Here is a 15,730-nt window from a genome sequence, read left to right on the forward strand (position 1 = left end):
CAATTGAAGTGCAGTAACGTAAAAAAATCAATTTTATTGTGTTAGTGCATTACTTTATTTTATCAGATAAATGAAAATATTATATTGATTTAGCTGCGTGCTTTTAATACTATTTTCACCTCCCTCCATTACCCGCTTCTGAGCTAAGTAGTTGCAGCATACCGCTGCTGCAAATCCAAACCCTAAACCAACAACCGTCCCCGGAGCTATGATGAACACCCTACCTCAACAGCACAATCCACCTCCCCCCATAAATTTTCCCACTTTTCTTCCTATTTTCGCACTAAATAATAGTGATTATGGCGGAAGTAATACGTATGCCCCGAATGAGCGACACCATGACAGAGGGAACTTTTGTGGAATGGCATAAAAAAGTGGGCGATACAGTAAAATCAGGTGATATTCTTGCAGAAGTGGAGACCGATAAGGCCACTATGGAGCTCGAAAACTATGTGAAAGGAACACTGTTGTATATAGGGGTTGAAAAGGGAAAAAGTGCTCAGGTTGATCAGGTTATCGCAATTGTTGGTGCTCCCGGTGAAGATTTTCAGGCATTGTTGAATGATTCAGGCAAAACCGCAGCTCCGGTTGAAAAAAAGGAAGAAAAAGCGCCCGAAGCTGAGCCAAAGGCAGAGGTGAAAACCGAAGTTAAGGAAGCAGCCAAAGTTGAAACTAAAACTGAGGAAAAACCTGAAACCAAAACCGAAGCACCGGTTGCCAAAGAAAATACCGAAGACGGCAGAATAAAAGCATCACCTTTAGCGAAAAAAATTGCTCAGGATAAAGGCATTAGCCTCGACGCTGTTTCAGGTAGCGGACCTGAAGGTCGCATCATTAAAAAAGATGTAGAAGAATTTGTTCCGCAAACAAAAGAAGCTGCTAAAACGGAAAAACCTGTTATCCAAATTCCTCAAATTGTTGGCGAAGAAGGATACGATGAAACACCGGTTTCGCAAATGCGAAAAGTTATCGCTGCACGTTTATCGCAAAGTAAATTTACTGCACCACATTTTTATTTAACCATTTCGGTTGATATGGATAATGCAATCGCTGCACGTAAATCACTTAACGAAGTGAGCCCGGTAAAAATATCTTTTAACGACCTCGTTGTGAAAGCTTCCGCAATGGCATTGCGTCGAAATCCTGCTGTTAATTCAAGTTGGTTAGGCGATACCATCAGAACAAATAAACATATTCATATTGGTGTTGCTGTTGCAATAAATGACGGATTGGTTGTGCCGGTAATTCGTTTTGCAGATAATAAATCGTTGTCGCAAATTTCTGCTGAAACAGGCGACCTTGCCGAACGTGCAAAAAATAGAAAATTACAGCCTGCCGACTGGGAAGGAAATACATTTACCATTTCCAATTTGGGTATGATGGGTATCGAAGAATTTACTGCAATTATAAATCCGCCGGACGCTTGTATCCTTGCTGTGGGCGGCATTCAGCAGGTTCCGGTTGTTAAAAACGGACAAGTTGTTCCGGGCAATGTGATGAAACTTACCATGAGTTGTGATCATCGCGTGGTTGATGGCGCTGTTGGTGCAAAATTTTTACAAACATTAAAACAATATCTCGAAGATCCCGTTCGGATGCTTGCTTAAATTATAAATAAAATGGTTGGTTTTTACCGACCATTTTTGTTTTAGTAAATAAATTAGTCGGAACTTTTTCTGCCATTTTTGAATTTTAATAATATGTCGAAAAAAACTTTGGTAATTGGTGCTTCCAATAATCCTGAACGTTATGCATATCGCGCTGTAAAAAAATTAACGGCGCACGGTCATCCCGTTTTGGCACTCGGAAAAAAAGATGAAATGATCGATAATATTCCGGTGGTAAAAGAACGTCCCCTCGACAACGATATTGATACGGTTACACTTTATGTAAATCCACAATTGCAAAAAAATTATTACGATTATATCTTGCAACTGCACCCAAAACGAATCATTTTTAATCCCGGTACCGAAAACGATGAACTCGCAAACCTCGCCGAAAAAAACGGCATCCAAACAATCGAAGCATGCACACTGGTAATGCTCTCTATTGGCGATTATTAAAATATTAACTATAAACTTTTTTTGGGCGTTTCCCCTATAGTAGATAAATAATTTGCCCCCGCAAATTATTTATCTACTATAGGGGTCGGGCTTTTCGCTCCAAGTCCTCGTCGCTTCCACTGCGTTACAGCGCCTGTGGGCTTTCCACTCCAATCCCTAACGCGATTCGGAGTAAAAATTCCAATTTGATTCAAACAGCACATTAAAAAAATTGATTTAATATTGCATTACATTTATAACCGGAAATTTTGAGCACTGTAATATCACATACCGAAGAAAATTACCTGAAGGCAATATTTAAACTTTCAGAAATGCAAAATGGTAATGTCAGCACCAATGCGATTGCCGAAAAACTATCTACTACGGCAGCATCGGTAACCGATATGCTCAAAAAGTTGGCAACCAAAAAATTATTACACTACGAAAAATATTACGGTGTTTCGTTAACTGAAAAAGGAAAAAAACTCGCGAAAGATTTAATACGTAAACACCGTCTCTGGGAAACATTTTTAGTAGATAAATTAAAATTCAGTTGGGATGAAGTTGATGAACTCGCCGAACAACTGGAACATATTAATTCCGAAATTTTAACCGACCGTATCGACCATTTTCTCGGCTTCCCTAAATTCGACCCACATGGTGACCCTATTCCCGATAAAGATGGAAATATCGATTATCATGAAGATATTACACTCGATAAAATGCAAAAGGGTGATGAAGGTATAATTGCAGGTGTTATCGACCACTCAACACAATTTCTGCAATATCTCAATAAAATTCAATTGGTAATTCATACACGCATCAAAATAAAAGATGACGAAGAATACGACCAAAGTAAAGTGATTTTAATTAATCACAAACACGAATTGGTTGTTTCGCAAAAAGTAGCTGCAAATTTATTAGTCCGGAAAACAAAATGATTTGTTAAACTCCGGCGCTTGGTTCAGGCACCAACATTTTTTTATTTCTGCTCACTAGCAAATTACCACAAAAAGCGATTAAAAATAATCCGCCCAATACAGTTACCATTGCACCTGAAACCGATGCATTTAAAAGTAAGGCAAGATAATATCCACCCACACTGGCAACAATACCTATAGCTGCAGCCAATAAAAGCATCACTTTTAATTTATGTGTAATTAAATAAGCTGTTGCACCCGGAACAATTAAAAATGCTACAACTAAAATAGCACCTACACTTTCAAACGATAATACGGTTGTCATCGACACGGCACCCATTAATAAATAATGCCACAAGGTTACTGATACGCCAAGTGTAATGGCATAATCCGGATCAAATGTCGTTAAGTATAATCCCTTGTATCCAATTAAAATAAATCCTAAAATAAAAATGAATAAACTACCCAATAACCAAACTGCAGTTGGCACACCCGCCCACGTTTCGAAATTAATAAATGTAATGTCGCCATATAAAACGCAGTCTTGATCTAAATCTACCTTATCTGCAAAATAGGTAATTAATATTACACCTAATGCAAATAACCAGGTAAAACTTATTCCGATGCTGGCATCCTCTTGCAATTTTGCTTTTTTATGAAATAATTCTATTAAAACGGTGCACAACATCCCAAAAGCAGCTGCTCCAATTAACATCGGAACCGAGTTTCTTGAACCACTAATTAAAAATGCAATTGCAATGCCCGGTAAAACGGCATGCGAAATGGCATCACCAACCATGGTCATTTTTCGTAGTATTAAGTAACATCCCAATAACCCTGATGTAACTGCCACCAAACTACCCGTTAACATTATCCAAAATGCATCTGTCATCATATTACATTATTAATAAGGTATAATTTTTTCATGCGGATCTTTTTCCGGCTTATCTAAAAGCATAATTAATTTTTGTTCAATTTCCGGCGTAATAATATGTTCTATCCCTTCAGCATCATCATGCACATGGTCGCCCTGAATTTGTAATTGTTGGGTTAAATACATTTCCCACAAACGGTGAATGCGTGTAATACGTTTGCCTTCTGCCTGACCGGCTTCTGTCAATAAAAATCCGTTTACATGTTTCACAACATAGTCGTTGTGCAACAACATACTAAAACCCTGTTTAAACTCTCTGTTTTTCATTTCGCGCTCTTCAACAATTTCTGAAAGTGTAAAAACATTTTTACCCGGATTTTTTTCTTCCAAATGATACATTTCTTTCAGAATATTTTCACGCAACATTTTATTCAAATATTTTTTTCGGATGATATACTTCGGAACTACACCTTTTTTAGGTGCAAATAAAATACTCAAAACAGCAATCAATGAAATCATCATAACAATCCATGGCCCTGTCGGCATTTTATTGTCCGTGTAGGATACATAAGCACCAATAACACTGCCTGTAACTGCAAATAAAACACTTAACAAAATCATTTTCCGTAAATCGTTCGTCCAGTATTTTGCTGCAGCAGCAGGTGTAATAAGCATTGCAGCCATAAGCACAACACCTACTGCCTGAATGCCTGCAGCAACTGCAAGTACCGTTAATGTAGTCAGCAACAATTGTAATTTATTTACCGGTAAGCCTGCACTTTGGGCATAAGCCGGATCAAAACTTAATACTTTAAATTCTTTAAAAAATGTAAGCACCATCACAATAATTAAAATGCTTACACCGCCCATAGTTTTAATATCATCCGGTTGCATGGCCGCAGCTTTTCCAAAAAGGAAATTGTTTAAACCACTTTGCGCTGCATTTCCGCTTTGCTGAATATAAGTAAGTAGTAATATCCCCACACCAAAAAACACTGATAATACTAAACCAATTGCCGTATCTGATTTTAATTTGCTACGTTTCGTAATTACATCAACACAAACAATAGATAACCATCCTGTTACAAATGCGCCACCCAATAAAATCCACAAATTGCGTGAATCGAATAATATAAACGACAAACATACTCCCGGCAAAACCGAATGTGCAATGGCATCTCCGGTTAAAGCACGTTTCTGTAAAAACGCAAATGTTCCAATTGTAGCAGAACTGATCCCTAATAAAATCATTCCCATTACCACAAATAGTACATTTGGGTCGTTTAGTGAAATAAAATCTATAAATGTTTTCATCTTATATTATAAGTCAAATCTGTAAGCAAAGCCGGTTGAAATAAACGGGACATCATAATCAAATTGGTAACCACCGGATACGTCAACTTGTATATTTGTATTAATTAAATACGTAAACCCCATATCAACTGAGGCTTCAAAATCGGTTAAATCTTCAACAAATAATTCTGCGAAATAACCAAACTTATCACCAATTGCAATTCCGTTTGAAAGTGAAAAAGGCATCTTTACATATCCATCGTCACCACTTAATGTTCCACCGGTATTTACACTTAGCGTCCAGAATTGATTGATATCAGCCGCGGCAGCAATCAGTAATTCAAAATTCGGGTCGGCATATAAATCTTCCTCTTCTCTTGTAATAGTTGAACCACCACTGCTGATTGCCGCACAATTAAAATAATTGCCGGAATACAATATACTTTTTAATCCCATTGAAAAGCTTTGCATTTGTAATACAGTTTCGCCCTTCAGGTTTTCATGAAGTTCAATAGATGGCGCATACGCAAGCCTTAATTCAGTATGTGCATTTAATCCCCATCTCACTAATGTTGTTGCATAATCAACAATTGGGCTATTATAATCGCTGTATTGAAATCCATGTTCCAATTGCAGCCAACCCGCAGGTACTACTTCTGCGCTTTCAGTAATATCAGGGCGGTCAGTAATTATACTTTCTGATTGTGAAAACCCAACCTGACAAAAAAATGAACATGAAAAAAATGCGAATGGTTTTAACATAATAATTATTTTTCACGTGGTGGAACCTGCAATTCGCTTAACATTTCACCAACTTTAGTTAATAAATCAATTTTTCCGCCATACGTTTTTTGTAAAAACTCGGGAACAAATATTTTTTCTTTCGGACCGCTGGCAATTAATTGTGTGTTTAATAAAATAATCCAGTCGAAATATTCATACGCACTTTGTAAATCGTGATGTACAACTAATATTGTTTTCCCTTCTGCGCGCATTTTTAACAGTAAATCAAAAATTGTTTTTTCGGTAGTCGCATCAATTCCCGCAAATGGTTCATCCATAAAATATAAATCTGCTTCCTGCGCCAGACTTCTTGCAATAAATACACGCTGCTGTTGACCACCTGAAAGTTGTGAAATTTGTCGGTTAATATATTGTTGCATATTTACCTTTTCCAGACATTCCATCGCCATTGCTTTATCAGCTTTGTTTATGCGTTTGAACAATCCTTTTTTCCCATAACGACCCATTAATACAACATCGAGCACACTTGCAGGAAAATCCCAGTCTACACTACCACGCTGTGGCACATAAGCAACTCGGTCGCGCACTTCATTAATATTTTTACCAAATAATTTTACGTATCCGCTATCAAGACTATTTAAATCCATCATGGCTTTAATCATAGTGGATTTTCCGGCACCATTTGGCCCAATTATGCCAACGAGTTTGCCTTCCGGCACTTCAAAATCGATTCCCCACAAAGCAGGTTTCCGATTGTAAGAAACCGTTACGTCATGTACTTCAATTGCCGGTATCATTTTAGTTTCCATTCCTATTTTTTATGCTTAATTATTTTATTAAAAGCAGGTTTTATTTTAATGCTTCATACATCACATTGGCATTGTGTTTTACCATGCCGATATAATTACCTTCATCAGTGCCGGCTGCCCCCATTGCATCACTATATAATGTACCACCTGTTTTAACCGGATGATTTTTTTGATTACATCCCTCAACAACAGCCTGAATACTTTTTTGACTCACACTACTTTCAACAAATACCGCTTTTATTTTATCAGCAATAATCATATTAACCATGTCAGTAATATCTTTTAATCCAAACTCCGCAGCAGTAGATATTCCCTGCAGTCCTTTCACTTTTATTCCATAAGCTGCACCATAATAACCAAAGGCATCGTGTGAAGTAATTAATATTCTGTTGGCTTCCGGTATGGACTGCATTTTTTCGCGTACGTATTTATCCAGTTCTTCCAATTGTGTTATGTATTTTGTTGTCTGCTCCTGATAAAATTTTGCATTATCAGGATCGGCAGTACTCATTTTGTTACCAATTTCACGCACACACAATATCCAAAGTTGCACATCAAACCAAACGTGAGGGTCATGAGTTTTAACGCCATTCACCTGTGCAACCGTACGTAATTTTTCTTCAGGTATTCCCGCTGCCACCGGGTACACTTTTTTACTTTCTGCCAATCGGTCAAAAACCTCCTGCATTTTACCTTCAAGGTGCACGCCGTTATAAAAAACAATATCAGCTGCGCGCAAAGCATTTAAATCGCCCTGCGTTGCCTTATACAAGTGTGGATCCACACCGGGACCCATCAGGGTAGTCACATTGGCTTTTTCACCAACAATATTTTTTACCGCATCGCCAATCATACCGGTTGTGGTAACTATGTTGAGTGTTGTGCCCGTTTTAGCCGTTTCCTGCTTGCAGGAGCCTAAAATCAGCAAGGTTGCAATTACATATACGAGTTGTCTCATGCCTTTCATAACGCAAAGGTATATAAAAAATTTAGATTAGTCTAAAATAATTTTTAGAATGTTATAAATTTGTTCTTCTGCGCAAATCCGTAACTTCGCTGCCACTATGGTTAATCCATTTAAGCCGGGAGATAAAAAAGTGTTTACGCATCTGGTAACAGACAGCGATATAGCCGCTTTTGAAACCGGCATTGTGCATCAGGTTTATTCAACTTTTTGCCTAACCCGCGATGCAGAATGGAGCACCCGTTTGTTTGTTTTAGAAATGAAGGAGCCGGATGAGGAAGGAATTGGAACATTCATTGAAGTAATTCATCGTTCACCTGCTTTGGTTGACAGCACAGTTGATTTTTTTGCAACTTTAGATGCAGTTAACGGACATGAAGTAATTTGTTCGTTTGTTGCAAAATGTGGTGAACGGATTATTGCAGAAGGGAAAACCGGACAAAAAATATTAAAAAAAGAAAAGCTGGAACGCATTATGTCGTCTCTGGAAAAATAATTTTCGAACTTGCTAACCGATTTATTTGTTACTTTGAATAATGAAACCTGCCGAATTAAATATCAGAAATAAACGAGCCACCTTCGAATACGAAATTATCGACAGGTATACAGCAGGTATTGTTTTGCGTGGCAGCGAAATAAAAAGTGTACGCGAAGGCCATGCAAGTATCAATGAAGCGTATTGTATGTTTAAAGAAGGAGAGTTGTGGGTAAAAAGCCTCAACATATCTGAATATAAACAAGCAACAGTTTGGCAACATGAACCTTTGCGCATGCGTAAATTATTGCTGAGTAAAAAAGAGTTAAATAAATTATTAGCAAAGGTGAAAGAGCGCGGCTACACTATTGTTCCGCTGAAAATGTTTTTAAACGACCGCGGCTTTGCAAAACTCGAAATAGCCCTCGCGCGTGGTAAAAAAACACACGATAAACGCAATTCCATTAAGGCTAAAGACGAAAAAAGGGATCTTGACAGATCCCTTAGAAATTATAAATAATGTACTGTTGTTTAAAGTGCAGTTAAATCAACATCGAATTTTAATTCAAGTAATACACTTTCAGACCCTGCTTCGTATGTTGAATCAAGTGGATTATAAATAGTGTAATTATCAGAATAATCTACATTCATGATAATATCATTATAAGCAAGACGTGTTAAATCATAATTTTCCCAACTAGACATAATTCCGGTTAAATCAAGATTAATACTTGTTTTACTTTTATTGTCATCACCCCAATACCAATAACTGGTTTGTGAACTTTGAGCAACAACACTGCCATCACCAAAATCATTCATAAATTCTTCTGAAAATACCTCACCATTTTCTTTAATATCCATATTGTAGATGTAGGTATAAACTTTGGTAACACCATTGGTAGTTATATATAAATTCGTACCATCATACTCGTACTCCAAATTTGTAGTTTGATCGTCAATAGTGGTTACAACAGTTCCTGTCATACTTTTTAATACCCACGGTTGAGTTATACGGCTATCGCGTGAATGGATAGAAAAAAATGGGTCTTCTTCTCCTTTTGCACATCCTGAAAATGTTAACGTAGAAGCAGCCAAAAGGCCAATTAATGTAAACGAAAGTAGTTTTTTCATATAAAATGCTTAAAAATATCGCGGCGCAAAGTTAAGGAATAACAGCTAGAAAGAGGGGTTTAAAGGGAAAATAGTTGCAATAAAAAAAATCCCGGCACATGGCCGGGACAATAATATTTTGATTTTTTGCTGCTAATTACCAGTAAATCATCAGGTTAACTCCGCCGTAGCTGTTAACATTGATTCCGGAAACGCCACTTTTATACTCACCGCGATCATTAAATTCAGTAGTAGTTGTTGTTCCGCCATTAGTGCTGCTGGTTACGATATCGTTAGTCCATTCACCACCCATGTTTTGCATAGCGAAACCTAAGCCTACTTCGCCACCAATAGAAATATTATCAGCAAAGAAATAGTTAAAACCACCGATTAAATTTAAGCCTAAGCCTAAACCACCCGGGTAACTAACATCCTGAGTTGTTGATGATGAATAACCATCTCCTGTGATGTCGTTAGTGTAGCTGTAACCTAAGCCTGTAAGCATGGCAAACATTAAATCAACACCTAAATATGGGTCTACTTTGCTCGATTCGGTAGCCATATGTTTTTCCATACCTAAGCCAATACCAAAGCTGAAACCATTCCATTTAACTTCTGTTTCAGAGTATTCATCCGGAACGCCTGTTGAATCACCCATAAAAGTTTTGCTGGAAACACTGTTTAAGCCAATAGAAAAGCGACTTGCAAGGCCATCGCTGTAGTAACGTTTATAAGCAATAACACTTTGTGGAATCAGGTTATCAATTGTTATAGGATATCCACCGGTAATAACACCTGCAGGGTCCTGAATTTCGGTACCTGATAAAATGGAAGAACCGTAATTTCCAAAAGCAACAGTTGCCAAACCGGTAATATTAAATCCTAAGCCGGAATATCCTTCCTTAGGCATATTTTGGGCAAACGCAGATACTGTGAATGCCGACAAGCACATAATTAACATTATTTTTTTCATAATTAATAGGTTTTTGTTTGGAACAAAGTTAAACACTGACTGGCCTGCAAAAATTGCGCAAATAACAATTTACTAAAGAGGTGAACGATTTTTAGTACGTTTTATCGCAATTGGAAAATAATTAAAATTCCAATAGAATCATATCATATTAAATATTTTGTAATATGTCAGAAAATTTTACCGGGTAACATAGGCACAAATTTGAAATTATCACCTACTTCTTTTCTGAAGTCATTTTCCCCGGTTTTGGTCATTTTTACCATCATCTGATCGGCGTCATTCCCCAATGGTAAAACGATAATACCACCTACTTTAAGCTGTTTCAGCAACTGCTGTGGTATCTCCTTGGCTGCTGCCGTTATTATAATTCTGTCGTAAGGCGCATGTGTGGGAATGCCCTCATAACCATCGCCGAAATACATTTTTACGCCTGTATATCCCAAAATGTATAATTGTTGTTTAGCCTTTTCATGTAATTTCCGAAAACGCTCAATCGTATAAACTTTGGCACCCATTTCAGCTAAAACCGATGCCTGGTAACCGCTTCCTGTCCCCACTTCCAACACTTTCATGCCGGGTTCCAGTTCTAACCATTCGCTCATATAAGCAACGGTATAGGGCTGACTAATCGTTTGTCCTTCTCCGATTTGAAATGCTTTGTCCTCATAAGCATGCTCCAAAAAGGCTGCATCCATAAACGCATGTCGCGGAATGGCATTTATTGCCGAAAGTACCCGTTCATCCGATATTCCTTTCCCGCGCAAAATCTCCACCAATTTTTGCCGCATGCCCTTATGCCTGTATGTGTCAAACGACTGATTCACCGTCACTTTAATTATTTCTTTGAGTTATTTTCAATCAGCAGCCTTAATTTTCTGCTACGCAGTTGCAAATGAATAACACTTTAGGAGTATACTTTCCACTTTTAACAACTAATTATCCACAATCAGTTTTTTAGCTGAAAAAATTATTTCCTGCTTTTTATTTTTACAGGCACGAATTTTGAAACTACGGGGTAACAATTTTAACAAAAAACATTAAAAACCTTATTTAACAATTATGAAGTTGCTTAAAAAAATCATTTTACCGGTGCTCATTTGTGTTACTACAATAGTAAGCGGACAACAAAAATTGGGCTTAAATGCACAACGCACTTATGATGTAACACCTGCAGATTACGGTCTGGTTTTCGATACCTTACGTATTTCTACCGACGATGGTGCAAGCCTTTTTGGATGGCATTTATATCCCGGTGAAAAAAATGATAAATCCTCAAAAAAATCAGTAATTATTAGTCACGACGGTAACATGAATATGGCAAACAGCCTCGAACAGGCAGGTAAATTCCTGGGTTTAGGCTATCATGTTTTTATGTATGATTACCGCGGTTTCGGAAAAAGCTCAGATTTTAATGTGAGCCCGAAATTTTACATCTATCAGCAATTTGCTACCGATTTAACTGCAGTTATTGAATATGTAAAAAAATATCACGCGTTATTTTCTATCGATTTATATGGCTACGGCATTGGTGGTGGTTTATCTTTAGGTGTTGGTGCAAATAATTTAAAAGTGCACAACGTAATTGCAGATAACCCTTATACCACTTTCGAAACAGTTCAAAATCGTTACGAACAAAAATCAGGCACCAGAATTATGATGCCAATCGGTTACAACGTAACATTATTGGAACCTAAAATGGCTTTAATCGACAAAGGTGATCACCTCCGCGGCATTTTGTTAATTATTGGCGAACAGGGCAATATCATGACCCAGGCTGATATGCTCGAATTACAGGCTATGAAGAAAAAAGTTACTACCATCTACACCGTTAAAGGCGTAGATAACGACAAAAACTTCAGCAGCAACCGCGATGAATACTTCAAACAAATAAAAGCCTTCTACGAAAAAGTAGGCGAATAATATTACACTACTTATACCGGTCCCCTGAGCCTGCTCAGGGGACTTCGTATGTACACTACCCGCGACAGCAAAGAATCTTAATCCCAACTCATAAATCCATCATGTGCACCACCAATGGTTGCATCCCCAGACCAACCATACCTCGCGAAGACGAAAGTCCTTGGCAGACCACCTCATCCTTTGGACTACACATTCCCTCCAAGAAAGTACTATATCTTTGCCGTCCAAATCTATTAGCATGATCAACATCAAATTCGGAACCGACGGCTGGAGAGCCATTATTGCGCAGGAATTTACAACTGATAACGTAGCTCGTGTTGCTAAAGCAACTGCTGATTGGATCAATCAGATTTCCGATAAACCGGCTGTGGTAATTGGTCACGACTGTCGCTTTGCCGGCGAATTATTTGCAGAGGTTACTGCTAAGGTTTGTTGCGAACAGGGACTCACCGTTTATATCGCAAAAGGATTTGTTTCCACGCCAATGGTGAGCTATGGTGCATTTGTTTTGAAAACAGCTGCCGGTGTTGTTATTACAGCATCACATAATCCGCCTGCTTACAATGGATTTAAATTAAAAAGTGGTTATGGCGGACCAACAATTCCGGAAGATATTGCTTTAGTGGAAAGTATGATTCCTGAAACACACGCAATTCCAACAACATCGTTAAAAGAATACGAAGCGCAAGGTAAATTACATTGGGTTGATTTAGAACAAATGTATTTTGATCATGTGACAAAAAGTTTTGATTTACCTGCAATAAATAATTCAGGTATTCGCCTTGGTTACGATGCCATGTATGGCGCCGGTCAGCGTGTTGCACAGCGTATACTAACAAATATGAGTGTGTTACATTGCGATGATAACCCGGGATTTAAAGGTCAGGCACCTGAACCGATTCACCGCAATTTATTAGAGCTAAGTAATTTAATTAAAAATGATCCATCACTGCAATGTGGTTTAGCAAACGATGGTGATGCTGATAGAATTGGCATGTATGATGGTGAAGGTAATTTTGTTGATTCACATCATATTATTTTATTATTAATTCATTATTTACATAAATACAAAGGTTACACCGGTAAAGTAGTAATTGCATTCAGCGTAAGTGAAAAAGTTAAACGTTTGTGCGAACACTACAATCTTGATTATGAAGTAACCAAAATCGGATTTAAATATATCTGCGGAAAAATGGTTGTGGAAGATGTTTTATTGGGTGGAGAGGAGAGTGGTGGTATTGCTGTAAAAGGCCACGTACCTGAACGCGACGGCATTTGGTGCGGATTATTATTACTCGAATTTATGGCTAAAACCGAAAAAACACTGATACAATTAATTGAAGAGGTGTATGCAATAACCGGTAGTTTCTTCTTCGACAGAAACGATTTACATTTAACCGAAGCATTAAAAACTACAATTATCGATAATTGTAAAAATAATAAATACAGCAGTTTCGGAAATTATACTGTTCAAAAAATGGAAGATGTTGACGGATTTAAATTCCATTTAAATGATACCAGTTGGGTTATGATTCGTGCAAGCGGAACGGAACCATTATTACGTGTTTATGCCGAATCACCGAATCAAACCGAAACGGAAAATATTCTGGCTACCGTTAAAAAAGTATTATTAGGATAAAATTTGCGAAAACGATAAATTATTTCTGCCCCCAAAAATACCATGTTGCGTAAACAAAAAAGTAATTCAATAAAATCAAATTTCCGTATTTTTTTATTGGGGGGATTATTATGTATCGCAAGTATTAAAAATAGTGCATTACATGCGCAAACTGCAGCCGACAGCACATTTAGCCTAAAGGAATTCGTAACTCCGGCGGATACATTTTCCGGTAAACGATTGGGATTAATTCTGGGAACAGAAACGGTATTATATACCGGAGCAACAATTGCATTATATCAATACTGGTATAAAGATTATCCTTTATCTGATTTTCATTTATTTAATGATAATGGTGAATGGTTACAGTACGATAAAATGGGCCATTTTTATACTACCTATTTTGAAACAAATATTACCACCGGTTTTTATAAATGGACCGGCATGGAAGAAAATAAAGCTTATCTGGCCGGCGCATTAACATCATCGGTATTACAATTAACCATCGAAGTATTTGACGGGTTTTCAGATAAATGGGGATTTTCCATCGGCGATTTTACAGCAAATACTTTGGGTGCATCTTTAAGTGCTGGACAAAATTTTTTGTGGGATGAACAACGTATTAAAGTAAAATTTTCATCGCATTATGAAGATTATTCCGGCTATGATCAAACTGTTCAGGATCGTGCTGCAAATTTATTCGGCACAACAGGCCCTGAAAAAGTATTAAAAGATTACAACGGACAAACCACATGGCTCAGCGTAAATCCATCCATGTTTATGCGTGAAGATACCCGTTTCCCAAAATGGTTAATGGTATCAGCAGGTTACAGTGTTGCAGGTTTATTAGGTGGTTACGAAAATCAGTGGTGCACCGACCCGCTCATGCGCCCCGAAGATTGTCCGCCCGAAGATTTAATTGATTACAGCAATATCGACCGTTATCGTCAATATTATTTATCGCTTGATGTTGACCTCACACAAATTCCAACTAACTCTCCCTATTTAAAAATGTTATTCGAAGTGCTCAACATTGTGAAGTTTCCGGCGCCGGCGCTTGAGTTTAATCAAAATCATGGGGTGAAGTTTAAGCCACTCTATTTTTAATTAGCAAATTAGCTGATTAGCAAATTAGCTAATGGGGGTTACTGCTAAATCTCACAATCCGTTTTCAAATTTGCATTTCTTTTTAATTGCTTAGCGCAATTAAACCTCCATATGAATCTGTTTTTATCCGTTAAAACCTTTAATCAATTTTTCTTTTAAAAAATCAGTTTAAATCAGCCCAATCAGCGCCCCGTTCACGGGGTCCGCGTTCCCACTTGCATGTAGTGATCAAAAAAGAATTCATGCTTCAGCTTGTCCGTTTTTAACATTGCAAATCCTCTGTCAGTTAAAAATCGTTCATATTCTTTTAAATCATATTGATGTGGGTGTAAAATATCACCGGGAATTGTTCTGAATAGATGTTTGAAAAAATTATGATTATGTGCATCAATTGTAACCACTAATTTACCGCCCGGTTTTACCATTTTTGCCAATAAATCATAACTGAAATTAATATCAGCAACATGGTTAATTGCATTCATACAATAAATAATATCGTATTGTTTATTGGCAACATATTTTTCAAGTGGTAAACTATAAAAGGTAGTATACGGATAATTGCTGCGTTTAAAATGTGGAAGATTTTTTTCATATTCATCTACCAAAGGGTCAACCGCATCTACATTACATTGTGCTAAATTCATAAAAATACCTGCAGGTCCGCAACCGGCGTCTAATACATCCATTCCGGGTTTTGGGGGACAAACAGGTTCGATCAAATCGAGTAGTTTTTGCCAATATGCCCGTTTCCAGACATGGTAATTATCGACATCTTTGCCCTTAAGATAGTTTTCCCACCATTTTAATTCAGCCTTTTGAGCCAGACTCCACTTTATCGTTTTTTTCATTCGTAACTTTGTAAGCTTAAGGCGTAAAATTAC

At 37.5% G+C, this 15,730-nt stretch carries 17 protein-coding genes; 8 read left to right on the plus strand and 9 right to left on the minus strand.

All coding sequences use genetic code 11. From position 1 onward, the window contains the following. The first annotated feature begins 299 nt into the window (after positions 1-299). The 3 genes from IPI65_05015 (at position 300) to IPI65_05025 (ending at position 2,983) form a co-directional block, all read left to right on the plus strand. A complete protein-coding gene (locus IPI65_05015) occupies positions 300-1,607 on the plus strand; it encodes a pyruvate dehydrogenase complex dihydrolipoamide acetyltransferase (GenBank protein MBK7440897.1) in 1,308 nt (435 codons plus the stop codon). Between the two features lie 93 nt (positions 1,608-1,700). Then, positions 1,701-2,063, plus strand: coding sequence for a CoA-binding protein (locus tag IPI65_05020; protein ID MBK7440898.1), 363 nt, complete (start codon positions 1,701-1,703; stop codon positions 2,061-2,063). Positions 2,064-2,311: 248 nt separating this feature from the next. Beyond that, positions 2,312-2,983, plus strand: a complete 672-nt coding sequence (locus tag IPI65_05025) for a metal-dependent transcriptional regulator (GenBank protein MBK7440899.1) — start codon at positions 2,312-2,314, stop codon at positions 2,981-2,983. Positions 2,984-2,987: 4 nt separating this feature from the next. Here IPI65_05025 and IPI65_05030 read toward each other — a convergent pair whose 3' ends face one another. From IPI65_05030 to IPI65_05050, 5 genes are read right to left on the minus strand one after another with little or no spacing between them, the layout of a single operon-like run. Next, positions 2,988-3,854 carry a metal ABC transporter permease gene (locus IPI65_05030; GenBank protein ID MBK7440900.1) on the minus strand — a complete coding sequence of 289 codons (867 nt, stop codon included), beginning with the start codon at positions 3,852-3,854 and terminating at the stop codon, positions 2,988-2,990. A 12-nt stretch (positions 3,855-3,866) separates the two neighbouring features. Then, positions 3,867-5,150 (minus strand): metal ABC transporter permease, encoded by a 1,284-nt coding sequence (locus IPI65_05035; GenBank protein ID MBK7440901.1) that lies wholly within the window; start codon positions 5,148-5,150, stop codon positions 3,867-3,869. 6 nt (positions 5,151-5,156) lie between these two features. Continuing rightward, complete coding sequence (locus IPI65_05040) at positions 5,157-5,891, minus strand: hypothetical protein (GenBank protein MBK7440902.1); 735 nt, start codon at positions 5,889-5,891, stop codon at positions 5,157-5,159. Between the two features lie 5 nt (positions 5,892-5,896). Next, on the minus strand, positions 5,897-6,670 hold the full coding sequence (locus tag IPI65_05045; protein MBK7440903.1) for a metal ABC transporter ATP-binding protein: 774 nt from the start codon (positions 6,668-6,670) through the stop codon (positions 5,897-5,899). 52 nt (positions 6,671-6,722) lie between these two features. Then, on the minus strand, positions 6,723-7,649 hold the full coding sequence (locus IPI65_05050) for a zinc ABC transporter substrate-binding protein (protein ID MBK7440904.1): 927 nt from the start codon (positions 7,647-7,649) through the stop codon (positions 6,723-6,725). Positions 7,650-7,746: 97 nt separating this feature from the next. On the opposite strand from IPI65_05050, the gene IPI65_05055 reads away from it, so the two are divergent. Then, positions 7,747-8,142, plus strand: a complete 396-nt coding sequence (locus IPI65_05055; protein ID MBK7440905.1) for a hypothetical protein — start codon at positions 7,747-7,749, stop codon at positions 8,140-8,142. Between the two features lie 40 nt (positions 8,143-8,182). Further along, positions 8,183-8,641, plus strand: a complete 459-nt coding sequence (gene smpB / locus IPI65_05060) for an SsrA-binding protein SmpB (protein ID MBK7440906.1) — start codon at positions 8,183-8,185, stop codon at positions 8,639-8,641. 11 nt (positions 8,642-8,652) lie between these two features. Here the strand turns inward: smpB and IPI65_05065 are convergent, their stop codons facing one another. From IPI65_05065 to IPI65_05075, 3 genes are all read right to left on the minus strand, one after another. Beyond that, complete coding sequence (locus IPI65_05065) at positions 8,653-9,252, minus strand: hypothetical protein (GenBank protein ID MBK7440907.1); 600 nt, start codon at positions 9,250-9,252, stop codon at positions 8,653-8,655. 136 nt (positions 9,253-9,388) lie between these two features. Next, positions 9,389-10,204 (minus strand): hypothetical protein, encoded by an 816-nt coding sequence (locus IPI65_05070; protein ID MBK7440908.1) that lies wholly within the window; start codon positions 10,202-10,204, stop codon positions 9,389-9,391. 167 nt (positions 10,205-10,371) lie between these two features. Further along, a complete protein-coding gene (locus IPI65_05075; protein MBK7440909.1) occupies positions 10,372-10,992 on the minus strand; it encodes a protein-L-isoaspartate(D-aspartate) O-methyltransferase in 621 nt (206 codons plus the stop codon). Positions 10,993-11,263: 271 nt separating this feature from the next. Between IPI65_05075 and IPI65_05080 the strand changes: the two genes are divergently transcribed. The 3 genes from IPI65_05080 to IPI65_05090 all read left to right on the plus strand — a co-directional run bounded on the left by IPI65_05080 (position 11,264) and on the right by IPI65_05090 (position 14,849). Then, positions 11,264-12,124: an alpha/beta hydrolase gene (locus tag IPI65_05080; protein MBK7440910.1), complete on the plus strand. Its 861-nt coding sequence runs from the start codon at positions 11,264-11,266 to the stop codon at positions 12,122-12,124. 238 nt (positions 12,125-12,362) lie between these two features. Next, on the plus strand, positions 12,363-13,763 hold the full coding sequence (locus tag IPI65_05085) for a phosphoglucomutase/phosphomannomutase family protein (protein MBK7440911.1): 1,401 nt from the start codon (positions 12,363-12,365) through the stop codon (positions 13,761-13,763). A 42-nt stretch (positions 13,764-13,805) separates the two neighbouring features. Then, the gene (locus tag IPI65_05090; GenBank protein ID MBK7440912.1) at positions 13,806-14,849 is read left to right on the plus strand and encodes a DUF2279 domain-containing protein; all 1,044 of its coding nucleotides are present in this window, start codon (positions 13,806-13,808) and stop codon (positions 14,847-14,849) included. 194 nt (positions 14,850-15,043) lie between these two features. Here IPI65_05090 and IPI65_05095 read toward each other — a convergent pair whose 3' ends face one another. Next, a complete protein-coding gene (locus IPI65_05095; protein MBK7440913.1) occupies positions 15,044-15,697 on the minus strand; it encodes a methyltransferase domain-containing protein in 654 nt (217 codons plus the stop codon). Positions 15,698-15,730: the final 33 nt, after the last annotated feature.

Source organism: Bacteroidota bacterium (assembly GCA_016706255.1).
Taxonomy (GTDB): Bacteria; Bacteroidota; Bacteroidia; order Chitinophagales; family BACL12; genus UBA7236.